Source organism: Georgenia sp. G2120 (assembly GCF_055326485.1).
The window spans coordinates 20,541-37,208 of sequence record NZ_JBUZNL010000004.1; the positions used below are offsets into that span (position 1 = coordinate 20,541).

The 16,668-nt window shown below is 73.6% G+C and carries 19 protein-coding genes; 8 read left to right on the forward strand and 11 right to left on the reverse strand.

Annotation, left to right across the window (positions count from 1 at the left end; translation table 11 throughout):
• The first annotated feature begins 6 nt into the window (after window positions 1–6).
• The 4 genes from ACZLMO_RS05705 to pknB are packed head-to-tail and all read left to right on the forward strand — an operon-like array spanning window position 7 to window position 6,407.
• Window positions 7–1,968, forward strand: coding sequence for an FtsW/RodA/SpoVE family cell cycle protein (locus ACZLMO_RS05705; RefSeq protein WP_463653125.1), 1,962 nt, complete (start codon window positions 7–9; stop codon window positions 1,966–1,968).
• The gene (locus ACZLMO_RS05710) at window positions 1,965–3,419 is read left to right on the forward strand and encodes a peptidoglycan D,D-transpeptidase FtsI family protein (protein WP_463653126.1); all 1,455 of its coding nucleotides are present in this window, start codon (window positions 1,965–1,967) and stop codon (window positions 3,417–3,419) included. Before ACZLMO_RS05705 ends, ACZLMO_RS05710 begins: the two co-directional genes overlap by 4 nt.
• Window positions 3,416–4,393, forward strand: coding sequence for a serine/threonine-protein kinase (locus ACZLMO_RS05715; RefSeq protein WP_463653127.1), 978 nt, complete (start codon window positions 3,416–3,418; stop codon window positions 4,391–4,393). Before ACZLMO_RS05710 ends, ACZLMO_RS05715 begins: the two co-directional genes overlap by 4 nt.
• Entirely contained in the window at window positions 4,386–6,407 is a 2,022-nt protein-coding gene (gene pknB, locus ACZLMO_RS05720; protein ID WP_463653128.1) for a Stk1 family PASTA domain-containing Ser/Thr kinase, read from the forward strand. Before ACZLMO_RS05715 ends, pknB begins: the two co-directional genes overlap by 8 nt.
• A 193-nt stretch (window positions 6,408–6,600) precedes the next feature.
• Here pknB and ACZLMO_RS05725 read toward each other — a convergent pair whose 3' ends face one another.
• From ACZLMO_RS05725 to ACZLMO_RS05740, 4 genes are all read right to left on the reverse strand, one after another.
• A complete protein-coding gene (locus tag ACZLMO_RS05725) occupies window positions 6,601–7,221 on the reverse strand; it encodes an anthranilate synthase component II (protein WP_463653129.1) in 621 nt (206 codons plus the stop codon).
• Between the two features lie 2 nt (window positions 7,222–7,223).
• The gene (locus ACZLMO_RS05730) at window positions 7,224–7,379 is read right to left on the reverse strand and encodes a hypothetical protein (protein WP_463653130.1); all 156 of its coding nucleotides are present in this window, start codon (window positions 7,377–7,379) and stop codon (window positions 7,224–7,226) included.
• Complete coding sequence (locus ACZLMO_RS05735; RefSeq protein ID WP_463653131.1) at window positions 7,379–8,089, reverse strand: class E sortase; 711 nt, start codon at window positions 8,087–8,089, stop codon at window positions 7,379–7,381. The genes ACZLMO_RS05730 and ACZLMO_RS05735 overlap by 1 nt, the downstream gene beginning before the upstream one ends.
• Window positions 8,090–8,196: 107 nt before the next feature.
• The gene (locus ACZLMO_RS05740; RefSeq protein ID WP_463653132.1) at window positions 8,197–9,021 is read right to left on the reverse strand and encodes a DUF881 domain-containing protein; all 825 of its coding nucleotides are present in this window, start codon (window positions 9,019–9,021) and stop codon (window positions 8,197–8,199) included.
• 120 nt (window positions 9,022–9,141) lie between these two features.
• Here ACZLMO_RS05740 and ACZLMO_RS05745 point away from each other — a divergent pair, with 120 nt between their 5' ends.
• Window positions 9,142–9,417, forward strand: a complete 276-nt coding sequence (locus ACZLMO_RS05745) for a cell division protein CrgA (RefSeq protein ID WP_463653133.1) — start codon at window positions 9,142–9,144, stop codon at window positions 9,415–9,417.
• A 394-nt stretch (window positions 9,418–9,811) separates the two neighbouring features.
• Here the strand turns inward: ACZLMO_RS05745 and ACZLMO_RS05750 are convergent, their stop codons facing one another.
• Both ACZLMO_RS05750 and ACZLMO_RS05755 read right to left on the reverse strand, forming a co-directional pair.
• A complete protein-coding gene (locus tag ACZLMO_RS05750; RefSeq protein ID WP_463653134.1) occupies window positions 9,812–10,789 on the reverse strand; it encodes a rhomboid family intramembrane serine protease in 978 nt (325 codons plus the stop codon).
• Entirely contained in the window at window positions 10,786–11,307 is a 522-nt protein-coding gene (locus ACZLMO_RS05755; protein WP_425714039.1) for a peptidylprolyl isomerase, read from the reverse strand. Before ACZLMO_RS05755 ends, ACZLMO_RS05750 begins: the two co-directional genes overlap by 4 nt.
• Before the next feature lie 236 nt (window positions 11,308–11,543).
• On the opposite strand from ACZLMO_RS05755, the gene ACZLMO_RS05760 reads away from it, so the two are divergent.
• A complete protein-coding gene (locus tag ACZLMO_RS05760; protein ID WP_463653135.1) occupies window positions 11,544–12,362 on the forward strand; it encodes a hypothetical protein in 819 nt (272 codons plus the stop codon).
• A 76-nt stretch (window positions 12,363–12,438) separates the two neighbouring features.
• Here the strand turns inward: ACZLMO_RS05760 and ACZLMO_RS05765 are convergent, their stop codons facing one another.
• Complete coding sequence (locus ACZLMO_RS05765) at window positions 12,439–13,083, reverse strand: NADPH-dependent F420 reductase (protein ID WP_425714037.1); 645 nt, start codon at window positions 13,081–13,083, stop codon at window positions 12,439–12,441.
• Between the two features lie 75 nt (window positions 13,084–13,158).
• Here ACZLMO_RS05765 and ACZLMO_RS05770 point away from each other — a divergent pair, with 75 nt between their 5' ends.
• Complete coding sequence (locus ACZLMO_RS05770; protein WP_425714036.1) at window positions 13,159–14,184, forward strand: LLM class flavin-dependent oxidoreductase; 1,026 nt, start codon at window positions 13,159–13,161, stop codon at window positions 14,182–14,184.
• Window positions 14,185–14,223: 39 nt separating this feature from the next.
• Here the strand turns inward: ACZLMO_RS05770 and ACZLMO_RS05775 are convergent, their stop codons facing one another.
• From ACZLMO_RS05775 to fdxA, 3 genes are all read right to left on the reverse strand, one after another.
• A complete protein-coding gene (locus tag ACZLMO_RS05775) occupies window positions 14,224–14,748 on the reverse strand; it encodes a hypothetical protein (protein ID WP_463653136.1) in 525 nt (174 codons plus the stop codon).
• Window positions 14,749–14,843: 95 nt separating this feature from the next.
• Entirely contained in the window at window positions 14,844–15,179 is a 336-nt protein-coding gene (locus tag ACZLMO_RS05780; protein WP_425714034.1) for a cupin domain-containing protein, read from the reverse strand.
• A gap of 34 nt (window positions 15,180–15,213) precedes the next feature.
• Window positions 15,214–15,570 (reverse strand): ferredoxin, encoded by a 357-nt coding sequence (gene fdxA, locus ACZLMO_RS05785; protein ID WP_425714033.1) that lies wholly within the window; start codon window positions 15,568–15,570, stop codon window positions 15,214–15,216.
• Between the two features lie 38 nt (window positions 15,571–15,608).
• Between fdxA and ACZLMO_RS05790 the strand changes: the two genes are divergently transcribed.
• Window positions 15,609–15,992 (forward strand): cupin domain-containing protein, encoded by a 384-nt coding sequence (locus tag ACZLMO_RS05790; RefSeq protein ID WP_425714032.1) that lies wholly within the window; start codon window positions 15,609–15,611, stop codon window positions 15,990–15,992.
• A 37-nt stretch (window positions 15,993–16,029) separates the two neighbouring features.
• On the opposite strand, the gene ACZLMO_RS05795 is transcribed toward ACZLMO_RS05790, so the two are convergent.
• Window positions 16,030–16,452, reverse strand: a complete 423-nt coding sequence (locus tag ACZLMO_RS05795) for a VOC family protein (RefSeq protein ID WP_425714031.1) — start codon at window positions 16,450–16,452, stop codon at window positions 16,030–16,032.
• Window positions 16,453–16,668 lie beyond the last annotated feature (216 nt).

The following is a 16,668-nucleotide window of genomic DNA, read 5'->3' on the forward strand; positions in this document are numbered from 1 at the left end:
CGACTGATGGCGGTCGTGCATCAGCAGTCCGCCCGGTCGGGCCGGTGGCCGGAGCTCGGCCTGCTGGCCCTCGCCGTCGCGCTCGTGCTGCTCGGCTACGTCCAGGTCGCCCTCAACACGACCGAGGCACTCCCGACCGACCTCCACGTCCGCGGCGGGATCTTCGCGGGGATGGCCCTCGTCGCCCACCTCGTGGTGCGCTGGCGCGCCCCGTACGCGGACCCCGTCATCCTCCCGTCGGTGGTCCTGCTCAACGGCATCGGGCTGACGATGATCCACCGCATCGACATCGCGGAGGGCTCCGCCTCGGTCGACCGGCAGCTGATGTGGACGGGCATCGGCATCGGGCTCTGCCTCGCGGTGCTGCTCCTCGTCCGCGACCACCGCGCGCTGCGGGGCCTGACCTACACGTCGATGATCGTCGGCATCGTCCTGCTCCTGCTCCCGATGGTCCCCGGGCTCGGCCGCACCATCAACGGCGCGCGCATCTGGATCGGCGTCGGCCCGCTCAGCTTCCAGCCGGCCGAGGTCGCCAAGATCGCGCTCGCGATCTTCTTCGCCGGCTACCTCGTGGCCAACCGGGACAACCTGGCGTTCGCGGGCCCGAAGGTGCTCGGGATGCACCTGCCCCGCCCCCGGGACCTCGGCCCGATCCTCATCGCGTGGGGCGTCGGCATGGCGGTCCTCGTCCTCCAGCGCGACCTCGGTACGGCCGTCCTGTTCTTCGGCATGTTTGTCGCCCTCATGTACCTCGCGACGGAGCGCATCAGCTGGGTGGTCCTCGGCGGCCTCCTCGCGGTCGGCGGCGCGATGCTGGCCGCGACCCTGTTCCCGCACGTCGGGGCCCGCGTGGACGTCTGGCTCAACGCGCTCGACCCGGCCGTGTACTCCCGCAGCCCGGGCGGCTCCGGCCAGCTCGTCCAGGGCCTGTTCGGCCTCGCGTCCGGCGGCCTCATGGGCTCCGGCTGGGGCCTGGGCTACCCGCAGCTCGTGCCCTACGCCGAGTCCGACTTCATCATGGCCTCGCTCGGCGAGGAGCTCGGCCTGACCGGCCTCATCGCCATCCTGCTCATCTACCTCATCGTCGTGCAGCGCGGCATGCGCGCCTCGATCGCCGTCCGTGACGGCTTCGGCAAGCTCCTCGCCGCCGGCCTCGCGTTCACGATGGCGCTGCAGGTGTTCGTCGTCGTCGGCGGGGTGACCCGGCTCATCCCGCTGACGGGACTGACGACCCCGTTCCTCGCCCTCGGCGGCTCCTCCTTGGTGGCGAACTGGGTGATCATCGCGCTCCTGCTGCGCGTCTCCGACGCCGGCCGCCGCCCGGCGCCGGTCGCCGACCCCTCCGCGGTCGCCGCGCTCGGCGTCGGGCCGACGGCGCCCTCCCCGGACGTCGCCCGCGCCCCGGCCTACGCCGGCGCCGGCCGGCACGACGCGACCGCCACCCAGGGCGCCGTCGCCGCGGGCGGACCCCCACCCGTGTGGGACGTCCCCGACGACGCGGCGGGCGGCGGCGGGCCCGCGGGCGCGGACGGAGCGGCGGCGGGATCCGCCTGGGACGCCCCGGCCCCGCCGATCGAGGAGCCCGGCTGGACGACACCCGGGCAGGAGGAGTCCCACGGAGCCGGCCCGGACGGCGGCACCCCGGCGCGGCACGGAGGCTCCGAGGGCGGGTGGCGGGCGACCGGTGACGCCTGGGACGACGCCGCGGACGAGGACGAGAGCGGCGACACGCTCGGCGACCCGCCGCGGTCGGGCTACCGGCCGGTGGCCGGTGCCTCTCGGACACCCGGGCACGACGACGAACGACCGACCGTGGCCGCCGCCCGCCGCGACGCGGACGCGGCACCGACCGCCGGGCCGGCCGCGGACGACGTCCGGTCCGACGACCCCGGCGCCACGCTCCTCCCCGAGGACGAGACCGAGGACGACACCGGGAGCGACCCGCGCGAGCAGGAGGACCGGCGATGAACGACCAGATCCGACGCCTCACCGTGGTCATCGCGCTGATGTTCCTCGCGCTCATGGTCTCGGCGACGACCGTGCAGTTCGCCCAGGCGGGCGACCTCAACGCCGACGGCCGCAACGTGCGCACGTTCTACCGCGAGTTCGGCCGGGACCGCGGGCCGATCGTCGTGGCCGGCACGCCGATCGTCACGTCCGAGCCCGTGGACGACGCGTACAACTACCTGCGGCGCTACGAGCAGGGTCCGGCGTACGCGCACCTGACCGGCTACTTCTCCGTGGTGCACTCCTCGATGACGGGTCTCGAGCGCTCCGGGAACGAGGTGCTCAACGGCAACGACCCGGGCCTGCTGGTGGCCCGCATCCAGTCGCTCGTCACGGGCAACCAGCCCCGCGGCGGTGCCCTCGAGCTGACGATCGACCCGGCGGCGCAGGCGGCCGCCATCGAGGGTCTCGGGGACCAGCGCGGCGCCGTCGTCGCGCTCGACCCCCGCACCGGGGCGATCCTCGCGATGTACTCCTCGCCGTCGTTCGACCCGAACCCGCTGGCCTCCCACATCCGCGAGGAGGCGACGACCGCCTACGACGAGCTCGCGAACGACCCGGACCGGCCGCTGCTCAACCGTGCGATCGGCGGCGACCAGTACGCGCCGGGCTCCACGTTCAAGCTCGTCACGGCGGCCGCGATGGTCGAGAACGGGCTGACGGCCGACTCGATGGTCGAGGCGCCGACCGAGTACCAGCTGCCGCAGACCCAGACCTACATGCACAACCCGGGCGAGGCCGCGTGCGGCGACGGGTCGGGGAGCACCACCCTGCGCCAGGCGCTCGTCCAGAGCTGCAACACCCCGTTCGCCATCGGCGCGGTCGACCTGGGCACGGACGAGATCAACGAGCAGGCGGAGGCGTTCGGGTTCGGTCAGGAGCTCGCCGTCCCGCTGCCCGTGACCCCGTCCCGCTTCCCCGCGGACGCGACGCCGCCCGAGCTCGCCCAGTCCTCGATCGGCCAGTTCTCGGTGCGCACCCACCCGCTGCAGATGGCGATGGTGTCCTCCGCGATCGCCAACGACGGCGTGCTGATGACCCCCTACCTCGTCCAGCGCACCCTGACGGCGGACCTCGAGGAGGTCGACACCCACGACGAGGAGGTCTTCTCGGAGCCGATCTCCGAGCGCACGGCCGAGGAGATGACGTCGATGATGATCGACGTCGTCGAGCAGGGCAGCTCGAACCCGGGCGCGATCCCCGGGGTGAGCGTGGCCGGCAAGACGGGCTCCGCCGAGATCGACGCGAACACGCCGCCGCACGCCTGGTACACCGGCTTCGCCCCGGCGGACGACCCCCAGGTCGCGGTCGCCGTCATCGTCGAGAACGGCGGGAACGTGGGCTGGGGGGTCGGCGGCGCGCAGATCGCGGCCCCGATCGCCGCCTCCGTGATGGAGGCGGTGCTCCAGTGACGGACCAGTCACATCGCCCGCCCTCGCCGCAGCCGGGCGACGTCCCCGGGCCCCGCCTCGCGGTCGGCGACCTCGTGGTGGACCGCTACGAGCTGACCGTGCACCTCAACACCGGCGGGTCCGGCGAGGTGTGGGTGGCGCGGGACCGGCGGCTCGAGAGGCAGGTGGCCATCAAGTGCCTCCGGCCGGACCTCGCCGCCCAGCCGCACTTCCTCGAGCGCTTCCGCAAGGAGTCCCAGAACACGGCCCGGCTGCGGCACGTCAACATCGCCGCGCTCCTCGACCACGGCCGCGCGGCGGACGGCGGCGCCTACCTCACCCACGAGCTCGTCGTGGGCGACGACCTGGCGGACATCCTCGCCCGCGAGGGCAGCCTGACGCCGAGCTCGGTCGTCCGCATCCTCGTCCAGGTCCTCGACGGCCTCCAGGCCGCGCACGCCGCCGGGGTCGTCCACCGGGACGTCAAGCCGGCGAACGTGCTCGTCTCCACGCGCGGCACCGTGAAGATCACCGACTTCGGGATCTCGCGCGCCGTGGGGCAGGAGACGATGACGTCCGCCGGCATGGTGATGGGCACCCCGGAGTACCTGGCGCCCGAGCTCGCGCGGGGCGGCACCGCGAGTCCCGCGGCCGACCTGTACGCGGTCGGGGTCGTCGCCTTCGAGGCGCTGACCGGTCAGCGGCCCTTCGGCGGCGAGCGACCGCTCGACGTGCTGCTCGCCCACGTGGGCGAGCCCGTGCCCGAGGTGACGGGCGCGCCCGAGCCGCTGGCCGCCGTCGTGCAGGACCTGCTGGCGAAGGACCCGGCCGTCCGGCCGGCGTCCGCCGCGGCCGCCGCCGGCCGGCTGCGCGACGCGCTGAACGAGATCCGACGCCCTCGTCGGGCGACCGACGGAGGCGTCGGTAGAGTGGACGGCACCGCGCCCGCCGCGGGAGACCGGGCGGAGAACGCGAAGGAGGACGCACGTGAGTGACCACGGGACCGACGGACCCCTCGTGCTGGCGGACCGGTACGAGCTCGGCGGCCTCATCGGGCGCGGTGGGATGGCCGAGGTGCACGTCGGCCGGGACACCCGGCTCTCGCGCACGGTGGCCATCAAGATGCTCCGCGCGGACCTCGCGCGAGACCCCTCCTTCCTCGCCAGGTTCCGCCGCGAGGCGCAGTCCTCGGCGGGGCTCAACCACCCCGCGATCGTGTCCGTCTACGACACCGGCGAGCACGTGGTCGGCGCGGGCAGCACCGACGAGCGGCGCATCCCGTTCATCGTCATGGAGTACGTCGAGGGCCACACGGTCCGCGAGCTCCTCGGCGACGGCGACCCGGTACCGATCAGCGAGGCCGTCGAGATCGTGGTCGGCGTGCTCAACGCGCTCGAGTACAGCCACCGCGAGGGCATCGTCCACCGGGACATCAAGCCCGGGAACATCATGATCACGCCCACGGGGGACGTGAAGGTGATGGACTTCGGGATCGCCCGGGCGCTCTCGGACAACTCCGCCACGATGACGCAGCCCCACTCCGTCGTGGGCACGGCGCAGTACCTCTCCCCCGAGCAGGCGCGCGGCGAGGTGGTCGACACCCGCTCCGACCTCTACTCCACGGGCTGCCTGCTCTTCGAGCTCCTCACCGGGCGCCCGCCGTTCTCGGGCGACTCGGCCGTCGCCGTCGCCTACCAGCACGTGCGGGAGATCCCGCCGACCCCCTCGACGATCGCCTCGGACATCCCCGAGACGCTCGACCGGGTCGTCATGCAGGCCCTCGCCAAGGACCGCAACGAGCGCTACGCCGACGCCGCGCACTTCCGCAGCGACCTGCTCGCCGCCTCCCGCGGGAGCGACGTGAGCGCCCCGCCGACCTCGGCCTGGGCCGCCGCCGGCGCGGGCGCGGCCGTCGCCACCGCCGAGCCCACCCGCGTGGTCCCGAAGACCGCCGGGGTGGCCGCGGCCCCCGCCGGGGAGCCGGAGCCCTACCGGCGCACGCCGCAGCCCGTCGAGGACGAGCCGAAGCGCTCCTGGGCGTGGCTGTGGATCCTCCTGGCCGCGCTGCTCGTGGTGGGCGGCGTCGTCACCTACCTGCTCGTCACCGGCAACGGCGGTGGCGACGAGGAGACGACACCGTCCGTGACCATGGTCGAGATCCCCGACCTCGAGGGGCTCGACGAGGACGGGATCACCGCCGCGCTCGACGACCAGGACCTCGTCCCCAACTTCCTCGATCCGGAGCCGTCCGACGAGGTCGAGGAGGGGCTCTTCCTCAGCGCCAGCCCGGAGACCGGGACCTCGGTCGAGTCCGGCAGCGCCGTCGACATCGTCCTGTCCTCCGGACCGGAGGAGGTCACGGTGCCCGACCTCGAGGGGCTCGACCGCGCCGGGATCGTCGAGGCCCTGCAGGAGGTCGAGCTCCAGCCCGAGTTCGTCGAGCCGCAGAACGACGACGAGGTCGAGGCCGACCTGTTCCTCAGCTCGACCCCGGCACCCGGCGACTCCACGCCCCGCGGGAGCACCGTGGAGATCGTCCTGTCCGCCGGCCCCGGCGACGTGCTGATCCCCGACGTGTCCGGGCTCAGCCAGGAGGACGCGCGCAACATCCTCCAGGAGGCCGGGCTCAGCGTCGGCAACACGCGGACCGTCGACGAGCCCGGGGCCGCGGCCGACCATGCGCTGCGCACCGACCCCGCCGCCGACACGTCGGTGCCGCGCGACACGGAGGTCACCCTCTTCCTCGCGTCCGGCAACGTCGAGCTCCAGGACCTCACGGGCCTGTCCCGTGAGGAGGCGGAGACGATCCTCGGGGACCTCGATCTCAGCTCCCAGTTCACCGAGGAGTTCTCCGACGACGTGCCCGAGGGGGAGGTCATCAGCCAGTCGCACAACGGGCTCATCCCCCAGGACACCCGGGTCGACGTGACGATCTCCCGCGGTCCCGAGGAGACCGAGGAGCCGACGACGACGGAGCCGCCGTCGGAGTCCCCCACCGACGAGGGCTGACCCCCACCCCCGTCGTCGAGATTGCGGTTGGGACCCGTCGAGATTGCGGTTCGTACTCACCGAGATTGCGGTTGGTGCACGCCGAGATTGCGGTTCGTGCCCGGAGGGACGGAGCACGCACCGAGCGTGCGGCCTGTCGTCGTCGTGCTCGAGAGTCCGGGTCAGCACCCGCCCCCGATGTCGAGAGTGCGGCTCAGGCCCGGACGAGGGGCGCGAGCCCCGCGGCTCCTGCGACGGCCCCGCCCTGCCCGGCCAGCTCCAGCCAGTTGGCCAGCAGCCGGTGCCCGCCCCGCGTCATCACGGACTCCGGGTGGTACTGCACGCCGTGCAGGGGCAGCTCGCGGTGGACGAGCCCCATGATCACCCCGCCGGGCGTGCGCGCGGTGACGACGAGCTCGTCCGGCACCGACTCCGGCACCACGGCCAGCGAGTGGTAGCGGGCGGCGGTGAAGGGGCTGTCGAGGCCCTCGTGGACCCCGGTCCCGTCGTGCTCGACCTCGGAGGTGCGACCGTGCATGAGCTCGGGCGCGTGCGTGACCACCCCGCCGTAGAGCTCGGCGAGCACCTGGTGCCCGAGGCACACGCCGAGCATGGGCACCGCGGCCGCGGCGCACGCCTCGATCACCTCGCCGGACCGACCGGCCTCCTTGGGCACGCCCGGGCCGGGCGAGACGAGCACGCCGTCGTACCCCGCGACGTCGAGGTCGGCGTCGTCGTTGCGTCGCACGTCCGTCTCCGCGCCGAGGTGCTGGAGGTAGCCGACGATCGTGTGGACGAAGCTGTCGTAGTTGTCCACCACGAGGATGCGGGCCACGGTCACTCCACTGTCAGGTCGGCGCTGGGGAGCATCGACTCTACCCACGGGAAGACCCAGAGGAAGAGGGCGGCCACGGCTGCGAGGATCAGCACCGCCATGAGCACGGCCCGCAGCCAGCGCGGCCCCGGCAAGGCGCGGAAGATGGCGGCGTACATCAGGCCTCCTCGGACGGCGCGACGAGCTCGGCGGGCATCCCGTCGGCGCGGTCGACCCAGTGGTCGAGCTCGGTGTAGGTGATCCAGCGGTGGGTCGAGTAGTTGAAGGGGTGGCAGGTGGTCAGGGTCATCAGCCGTTCGCTCGGCTCCGCGGACGGGTCCCCGGGCACCGGCGCGACGACCTCGACGTCCCAGGGCCGCACGATCTCCGAGCCCGTGACCCGGTAGACGTAGAAGGTGTCGGCCGTCTCGACGACGATCGGGTCCCCCACCTCGAGGTCGGCGACCTGCCCGAGCGGGGAACCGTGGGTCTGGCGGTGCCCGGCAACCGCGTGGTTGCCGATCTCGCCCGGCAGCGCCGTGCCCGGGTAGTGGCCGATCGCCCCGAAGTCCATGACGTCCATGCCGACCCCCTCGATCAGCGGCAGGGCGTGGTCCTCCCCCCACGCGGGGACGTGCACGACCCCGAGCGCGGTCATCCCGTCGGGAAGCTCGAGGGCGGCGGACGCGAACGGGGGCGCGTCGTCGGTCCGTGCCTCGCCGACCCCGTCCTCCGCGGCACCGATCGCTCCCGCGATGGCGGCCACGGACTCCTCCTGACGGGCGTGCCCCTCGAGGTCGGTCCACCACAGCTGCCACACGACGTACAGCCCGAGCACGACCCCGGCGGTGAGCAGGAGCTCGCCGAGCACGCCGACGGCGCCCCACACCCGCGACGGCCGTCGCCCCCTGCCGCGCCGTGTCCCCCGCCCCTTCCCGGCGGTCGCAGGCGCATCCCCGGTGGACGAGGCCGACCCGGTGGACGAGGCCGGCGCCGTCACGACCCGGACTCGGCGTCGTCGGACCCGGCGCCACGCGCGTCGTCCGCGCCCGGATCGGTGGACTCGGCCGGATCGGTGGACGCGCCCGGATCGGTGGACGCGGCCGGATCGCCGGTCTCGAGCGGCTCGGCGTACCTCGTCGACACCGACGTCGACGCCGGGGCCTCGAGCTGGTCGTGGACCGTGACGGTGAAGCCCAGCCCGATGAGCTCGACCCACTGCCGGTAGATGTCGACGGCCTCGGACTCCTCGAGGGCGTCGGTGAGCTCGTCGGGGTCACCCACGGCCCCGACGACGAACGGCGGCGAGTAGACGCGCGTCCCGACGTAGAGGACGTTCCCGACGCACCGCACCGTGGTCGTCGGCAGGAGGCGCTGTCCCTGGACGGTGAGCGCCTCCGCGCCCCCGGCCCGCAGCGCGTTGATGACCCCCTCGACGTCCTGCTGGTGGACCACGTAGTCGTCCGCCACGCGGTCGGCGGGCATCCCGGACTCCGGGACCGGCGCGTCGTCGAGCGCGACCTCCACCCCGGGACCGCTCACGGGCGCGGCACCGGCGGCGACCAGCACCTCGTCCGGGGGCGCGCCGACCTCGGCGTCGTGGCTCTCGAGGTAGGGCTCGATCTGCTCGCGCAGCTCCTCGTTCTCACCCTCGAGCGTCTCGATCCGGGTGGTCTGCGCGCGGGCGAGCGAGACGAGGTCGGTGGCGGCGCGCGCGGGGTCCTCCCCGGCGTCGCGGGCATTGACGGCGATGACGAGGCCGGCGAGCACGCCGACCGCCGCCACGCGGAGCGACGCGGGCGGCACGCGGAACCCGGCCACCGGGCCACCTCCTCGACGTCGCCGCTGCTCTCGAAGACTAGGCTAGGTCCGGGTCGCGCCGCGTGCGCGCACAGACATTCCGCAACCCGCCCCGACGGCGGGACACCACTGGAGGACGACGTGCCGGTCTCGAAGAAGCGCAAGCGCAAGGACGGCTCCCCGGTCAGCCGCACCCCGCAGGAGGAGGCCGAGCTCGAGGCGGCCGCCGCGGGCGAACCGAGCCCCGGCTGGTGGGCGCCCACGATGGTCACGCTCATGCTCGTCGGCCTCGTCGTCCTCCTCGTCACCTACCTCACGTCCGCCGCGTACCCGGTCCCGGGGATCGGCAACTGGAACCTCGCGATCGGCTTCGGCATCGCGATGATCGGGTTCCTCATGACGCTGCGCTGGCGCTGACGCCGGCACCCGCTCCCCGCTCCTCCGGGCCACCGACCCGCCGGCACCCGGTCGATCGCCCTCTCCCCGTCCACAGGGATACCCACAGGTGGGGAGGAATGACAGTCGTGTCGTTCGCCCCGACCCCGCCGCTGGGGACGAACGAACAACACGCGTGTGATTCCCACAGGGATACCCACACCTGGGGACGAATCACAGGCGTGTAGTTCCACAGCTGTGAGTTCAGATGTGGACGGCGAGCACGGTGCCCGACGACGACGCACGGCCCGGCGTCGAACTGCGTCAGGGCGCCCGCAGGCTCGGGGCGGCGAGGAGTCGCGATCGTCCGACGGCGGCGTCGCAGTTGGGTGTTCCCCGCCCACGCGGACGCACGGGAGCGTGGAGGCGGCGGGGCTCAGGCCCCGACGGAGCCGAGGTAGACCAGGCAGGCCGCGACGAGTGCGGCAGCGACCGCCGCCGACGAGAGCACGGCGACGGCGGTCGGCCGGCGTCGCCAGGTCGACCAGGTCAGGCCGAGCGCGAGCCCGACCACCATCCCGCCGAGGTGCGCCTCCCACGAGATGTTCCACCCGGGGACGAACCCGATGGCGATGTTGATGACGAGGAGCACGAGGAGCTGGCTCGACTCCTGGCCGACGCTCCGCTGGATCGCGAGGACGGCGGCGAACAGGCCCATGACGGCGCCGGAGAACCCGACGACGCCGGTGACCCACCCCTCCGCACCGGGGCCGCCGGACAGGAGGAGGACCGCGGTCGAGCCGCCGAACGCGCTGAGGAGCATGAGGACGGCGAGCCGCCACCGCCCGACGACGGGTTCGAGCGCCTGTCCGGCGATCCACAGCGCGTACATGTTGAACGCGAGGTGGGCGAGCCCGCCGTGGAGGACGGCAGCCGTCAGCATGCGCCAGGGCTCGTGCTCGGTCACGGCCGGCCAGTAGAGGAGGTCGGCCTGCAGGCCGGTGGCCCGCTGGAGCAGGTAGACCACGCCGAGGACACCCATGACGGCGAAGGTGAGGTACGGCGTCCCGCCACGCACGCGGACACCGACGGGCGCCGAGCGCCGGGCGGCGCCGCGCTGCGGCCGGTTGTCGGGGTGCGGGGGTCCCGGCACGGGGTGCGGCGGGGGCTGCTGCCCCGGTGCGACGTAGGCGCCGTACCCGGGTGCTGGCGCGTAGTGCGGGGAGCCGGGCGGGGCGTCGGCCCGCCCGGCGTGGCCGTTCGCGCCGCCCCCGTACGGGTCGGCGCCGTGGGCGCTTCTCCCGTACGGATCGGCGCCGTAGGCACCGGCGCCGTACGGGTCGGCGCCGTGCACGCCCGGGCCGTCCGGCCGGCGCGGGTCGCGCGGCTCGTCGGGCCCGGGCGCGGAGGTCACTCGACGATCTCGACGGACTCGATGACGACCGGCTCGACCGGGCGGTCGGCGGCACCGGTCGGGACGGCCCCGATCGCGTCGACGACGGCGCGCGAGGCCTCGTCGGTCACGGCGCCGAAGATCGTGTGCTTGCCCTGGAGCCAGGTGGTCGGCTGGGTCGTGATGAAGAACTGCGACCCGTTGGTGCCGTGGCCCATGCGCTTGCCGGCGTTGGCCATGGCGAGCACGTAGGGCTCGGTGAAGCCGAGCTCGGGGTGGATCTCGTCGTCGAAGGTGTAGCCCGGGCCACCGGTGCCGGTGCCCTCGGGGCAGCCGCCCTGGATCATGAAGTTGGGGATGATCCGGTGGAACGTGAGGCCGTCGTAGAACGGCCGGGTGACCTTCTCGCCGGTCTCCGCGTCGGTGAACTCCTTGGTCCCGCGCGCGAGCTCGACGAAGTTGCTGACCGTCTTGGGGGCGTGGTTCGGGAAGAGTCGGATCGACACGTCGCCGTGATTGGTGTGGAGGATGGCGTCCATGGGTCGATCCTCGCACGGTCGGGGGCCCGCGCACACGACTGCCCCGGTGGGTCGGGGGCGTGGCGACACCCCTCCGGGGAGCCACCTGTTGTCCAGGTCCGTGTCCTGACTCACCTGGTCTACTGGCAGCACCGGTCCTGATACGGAACTATGGGGGTGGGGCGGATCCAGGCCCGCCGCGAACGACGCGCAGGTCGGGTCCCGACCGCACGACCGCTACGAATGGAGATACGCACATGTCGCGCAAGACCAAGCGCACGTCCACGACGACGGAGCCCGAGCAGGCCGACGTCGGCGCGAAGCTCGCCGAGCTCGGCACGGCACTCTCCGAGCAGGCGAAGATCACGGGGGCACGCGCCGCCGAGCTCGCGCAGGAGGGCGTCGACTGGGCGACCCCCAAGGTCCAGAAGGCCTTCGAGGACGCCCGGACCGCCGCTGCTCCCACGATCGAGCAGGCCCGCACCTCGGCCGCGACCGCGCGGGACAAGGTGAAGGACGACTACGTCCCCCGCGTCCAGAAGGCGGCCCAGTCGGCCGCCGAGGCCGCCCGGTCCGACGCCCCGATCGCCGACCGCGCGAAGGAGGCCTCGAAGGCTGCCCGCTCGTCGCTGGAGAAGCCCGCCGACAAGAAGAAGGGCGGCGCCGGCAAGGCGCTCGGCTGGGTCCTCGTGGGCACGGCCGTCGCCGGTGCGGGCTACCTCGTGTGGCGTCGCACGCAGCCGGTGGACGACCCGTGGGCCGAGGAGTACTGGGACGACACGACCGTCTCGAGCCCCACCGACTCCTCGGGCTCGCTCGGTGACAAGGCCGCGGGCCTCGCGGGCAAGGCGAAGGACGCCGCCTCGTCGGCCGCCGGCGCCGTCAAGGACAAGGCCGCCAACCTCACCGACCGCGGCTCCTCGGAGACCGGCGAGGTGAGCGACGCGGCTGACGCCGCGGACGACGCCACGGCTGCCGACCTTCCGGTCCAGGCCGCGGGCACCGGCGTGACGACCGAGGACACCCCGGTCTACAACGACACGGTGGACCCGACCACGGGCACCACCCGCTCCTGACCCACCGACGACGGGGGCCGACCACGAGGTCGGCCCCCGTCGTCGTGCCGGGACACGGGTCGCTCCCCGCGGCGGTTCAGGCGGCGCGCGCCCCGGCGAGGACGGCCTCGAGGTCGGCGCGCTCGAGCCGGCGGCCGAACACGGGGCCGGACGGCTCGAGCAGGTGGGCGTCCGACGCGGGGACCGGTAGCGGATCGAATCCCGCGCGGTCGACGACCTCGGCGGCCACGCGCACCGCATCGACGTCGTCGCCGGCCACCGCGAAGGCCCGGCGCCCGGGGGCGCCCACCGGTCGGGCGTCCGCGAGCAGGTCCGCGTAGGCCGCGTGGTTGAAGGTCTTGACGATCCTCGCGCGGGGGTGCGTGGCGGCGAGGGTCGCGGTCGTGCCCACCTCGTGCGCCGTCGTCGCGTCCGTGTCGTACCAGACGTTGGTCGCGTCGACGACGACACCCCGGAACGCCTCGATGTCGAGGCCGCGCGCGGCCGCCATGGGCACGGCGAGGACGACCACGTCGGCCCGCTCGGCAATCTCGTCGAGACCCACCAGCTGCGCCTCCGGCAGCACGCTGCCCACCACGAGCTCGAGGTGTGCGGCGTCGGGGCGGTCGGTGACGAGGAGACGGTAGCCGGCGTCGGCGACGAGCCGGCCGATCGCGGTGCCGAGCCGGCCGGCGCCGACGATGCCGATGGTCGTGGTGCTGCCGCCGACGGGAAAGGTCATGCCGGGGGAACGTCGCCCGCCCGGCGCGCTATTCCGCGCCGGAATAGCCCTGGTGCGCCGCGGGTTGGCGCTGTCATGGCACTCGAGCTCGGGATCGACACCTTCGGCGACGTCACCATGGGGGCGGACGGCGAGCTCCTCAGCCATGCCCAGACGGTCCGCAACGTCGTGGAGGAGGGTGTCCTCGCCGACCAGGTCGGGCTCGACGCGATCGGTGTCGGGGAGCACCACCGGGACGACTTCGCGGTGTCCTCCCCCGAGATGGTCCTGGCCGCGATCGCGGCGCGCACCGAGCGGATCCGCCTGGCGTCCGCCGTCACGGTGCTCAGCTCGGACGACCCGGTCCGCGTGTACGAGCGGTACTCCACGCTCGACGCGATCAGCTCCGGCCGCGCCGAGGTGGTGCTCGGCCGGGGCTCGTTCACCGAGTCGTTCCCCCTGTTCGGGTTCCGCATGGAGGACTACGAGGCGCTGTTCGAGGAGAAGCTCGAGGTGTTCTCCCGGCTGCGCACGGCCCAGCCGGTGACCTGGCGCGGGACGCACGTCCAGAACCTCGACCAGGTCACCGTCTACCCGCCGGTCGAGCACGGGCCGCTGCGGGCCTGGGTGGCCGTGGGCGGCAGCCCGCAGTCGGTGGTCCGGGCCGCCCACCACGATCTGCCCCTCATGCTCGCCATCATCGGCGGGCCGGTCCCCCGCTTCGCCCCGTTCGCGGACCTCTACCGCCGGGCGCTGGAGCAGATGGAGCGCGAGCCGCGGCCGGTGGGCTACCACTCCTACGGGCACGTGGCCGAGAGCGACGATCAGGCAAAGGAGGAGATCTACCCGCACTACGTCGAGCAGGTCGAGCGGATCGGTCGCGAGCGCGGCTGGAGCCGGCCCTCGCGCGCCTCGTTCGAGCACGAGGCCGAGCACGGCGCGATGGCGGTGGGCTCGCCCGAGACGGTCGCGCGGAAGATCGCCGAGGGTGTGCGCGCGCTCGGCGCCGAGCGGTTCGACCTCAAGGTGAGCACGGGCCGGCTCCCGCACGAGAAGATCATGCGCAGCATCGAGCTCTACGGCACGACGGTCGCCCCGATGGTGCGCGACATGCTGGCCTGAGGGTCCGCGCGACACTCCCCCGTGGACCGCTGCCGCGCCCTACTGGACGGCGTCGCCGGTCTCGGCCGGGTCGATCGGGTCGGCGCAGTAGGCCAGCGGCCCGTCACCCTCCCCGTGGAACCGGAACTCCTCGCCGTCAGCGGTCAGGACGAGCAGCCGCCCCTCGACGAGCGCCTGCGTGTAGGCCTGGCCCGGGGTCGGGCAGCCGATCGACCCGTCCGACCAGGTGACCTCCTCGAGGGAGACCACCTCGATGTCGGCGTCGGCGCTGCCGGTGTCCGCGGCGAGCTCGTTGATCGCGGCTGCGACGTCGGGGTCCTGGTCCGGGCCGGCCGCTCCGTCCGACGGCGTGCCTCCGGTCCCCTCCGACGGTGCCTCGCCGGTCGGGCTCTCCGCGGTCGGTGACTCCCCGCTCGGCAACTCCTCGCCGGGCCCCCCCGACGGGTCGTCGGGCGCCTGGGTCGTCGTCGGCTCGTCCGGTTCCTCGGTCGGGTCCTCGCTGCACGCGCCGAGCGCGAGGAGCGCGGCGGCCGCCACGGCGAGCAGTCTGGGGTTCGTCCTCATCGTCGATCACCTCCGGTGCTGACACCGTAGGCGGTGGCACTCCGCCTCGCACGGGCCGAGGTCCCCACCTGCGCCCGGGCCGACGGCCGCTGCCGTCAGTCCCGGTTGCGGGCGACCGTCAGCACGCACGCCGAGTCCTCGAGGGCGCGGACGCCGTGCCGCTCGGGCGGGATCTCGGCGAGGTCGCCGGCAGCGAGCTCGACCTCGTCGTCTCCGGCGTGCAGGATCACCCGTCCGCGCAGGACCTGGAGCGTCGCCTCACCGGGGCTCTCGTGCTCGGCCAGCTCGGTCCCGGCGAGGAGCACCATGAGGTGCTGCCGGAGGCGGGAGTCCTTGTCCCCCACCAGCGCGGTCGAGGACCGACGGGCCCGGGCCTCACCGGCGAGGGCGAGGTGCTTCTCGGTCAGCGCGGCAAGGTCGATGCGGTCCATGTGGTCTCCCTGGTGTCGGTCCCGTGTCGTCCAGTCACTGCCCGCGTGCGCCCGCTCCCGGCGGGGCGCCCGCGACGAGCTCGGTGTCCACGCCGAGGCGGCCGAGGCGCTGGGCGCCGCCCGGCGACCCGATGGGCTCGTCCCGGCCGGGCAGAGTGTCGTCGAAGAAGCCGGCGTTCTCCACGAGGTACGGCCGCAGGGTCTCGGGCAGGTCGTCCTCGTAGTAGATGGCAAGGACGGGGCAGACGGGCTCGCAGGCCCCGCAGTCGACGCACTCGTCGGGCTGGATGTACAGCATCCGGTCGCCCTCGTAGATGCAGTCCACCGGGCACTCGTCGACGCACGCCCGGTCGAGGACGTCGATGCACGGCTGTGCGATCACGTACGTCATCCGGCCAGCCTAATGACGCCGCCGGATACTCTCGAGGCATGTCGGCAGGCGGATCGAGGCGTCCACGGGTCGTCACGTCGACGACGTCACTCACCCCCGCGGTCGGCGATCGGCGGGCGACGGGCGCCCTCTGGAACCTCACCGGCCCGGACCGCGGGCTCGACGCCAACGTCGTGCAGCTGCCACCGGGCGGGCGGATCGAGCCCCACGAGGGTCCGGCGCTCGACGTCCTCTGGCACGTCGTCGCCGGCACCGGCACACTTCTCACGGCCGACGACGACGAACCCCCGCTCGCTCCCGGCGACGTCGTCCACCTCCCGCGCGGCACGGTCCGCGGTGTGGCGGCCGGCGCGGAGGGGATCCGCTACCTCACGGTGCACGACCGCAAGCCACCGCTCGGGATCGGCCCCACGCGCGGCTGACGGCCGGCTCCGCGCCTCGGCCGACCCCGCGCCTCGGTCAGGCCGGCGGCGTCCCCGCGACGTTGAACGCCCACATCACCCCGTACCGGTCGAACATCTGCCCGTAGTGGTCGCCCCACGGGGCCTCCTCGAACGGCATCTGGACGCTCCCGCCCGCCTCGAGCATGGCGACGCCGACCCGCTGCGCCTCCTCGACCGAGTCGAAGGTGAGAAGGAACGAGTAGGCAGAGCCGCGCAGGGGGTACTCGCCGTCGTCGACGGCGTCCGAGCCGGCCAGCACCCCTGCCGGCGTGGCGAGCATGGCGTGAGCGACGGCGTCGGCGGGCATGTCCACACCGGGCATCGGCATGTCGCCGTACGTGACGATCTCGAGCTCACCGCCGAACAGGTCGCGGTAGTGCTCGAAGGCCTCGCGGGTCTGGCCCTGGAAGGCGATGTAGGTGGCGATGGTCGAGAGCATCTCGGATCTCCGTCGATCGGGGCGGTCAGCCGCGGGCGCCGCTGCCAGAAGAAGTGTGGCGACCGCGGCCGCAGGAGCGCCAGCCCTTCGGGCGCACATTCCCCACGACGAACCCCTCGTCCGGCACATCCCGACCACCGACAAGCCTCTCCCACGCCCCTCTCCCGAACAGGACCCGGCGTCGCTAGCCTGGGTGCGACGGTCGGGCGTCGCCAC

Bases quoted from the DNA above. Each gene is read 5' to 3' on its own strand.
- ACZLMO_RS05765 (WP_425714037.1), bottom strand. From the start codon at position 13,083: ATGACCTTTCCCGTCGGCGGCAGCACCACGACCATCGGCATCGTCGGC.
- ACZLMO_RS05770 (WP_425714036.1), top strand. From the start codon at position 13,159: ATGGCACTCGAGCTCGGGATCGACACCTTCGGCGACGTCACCATGGGG.
- ACZLMO_RS05795 (WP_425714031.1), bottom strand. From the start codon at position 16,452: ATGCTCTCGACCATCGCCACCTACATCGCCTTCCAGGGCCAGACCCGC.
- fdxA (WP_425714033.1), bottom strand. From the start codon at position 15,570: ATGACGTACGTGATCGCACAGCCGTGCATCGACGTCCTCGACCGGGCG.
- ACZLMO_RS05730 (WP_463653130.1), bottom strand. From the start codon at position 7,379: ATGTACGCCGCCATCTTCCGCGCCTTGCCGGGGCCGCGCTGGCTGCGG.
- ACZLMO_RS05790 (WP_425714032.1), top strand. From the start codon at position 15,609: ATGTCGGCAGGCGGATCGAGGCGTCCACGGGTCGTCACGTCGACGACG.
- ACZLMO_RS05780 (WP_425714034.1), bottom strand. From the start codon at position 15,179: ATGGACCGCATCGACCTTGCCGCGCTGACCGAGAAGCACCTCGCCCTC.
- ACZLMO_RS05760 (WP_463653135.1), top strand. From the start codon at position 11,544: ATGTCGCGCAAGACCAAGCGCACGTCCACGACGACGGAGCCCGAGCAG.
- ACZLMO_RS05705 (WP_463653125.1), top strand. From the start codon at position 7: ATGGCGGTCGTGCATCAGCAGTCCGCCCGGTCGGGCCGGTGGCCGGAG.
- ACZLMO_RS05755 (WP_425714039.1), bottom strand. From the start codon at position 11,307: ATGGACGCCATCCTCCACACCAATCACGGCGACGTGTCGATCCGACTC.
- ACZLMO_RS05710 (WP_463653126.1), top strand. From the start codon at position 1,965: ATGAACGACCAGATCCGACGCCTCACCGTGGTCATCGCGCTGATGTTC.
- ACZLMO_RS05775 (WP_463653136.1), bottom strand. From the start codon at position 14,748: ATGAGGACGAACCCCAGACTGCTCGCCGTGGCGGCCGCCGCGCTCCTC.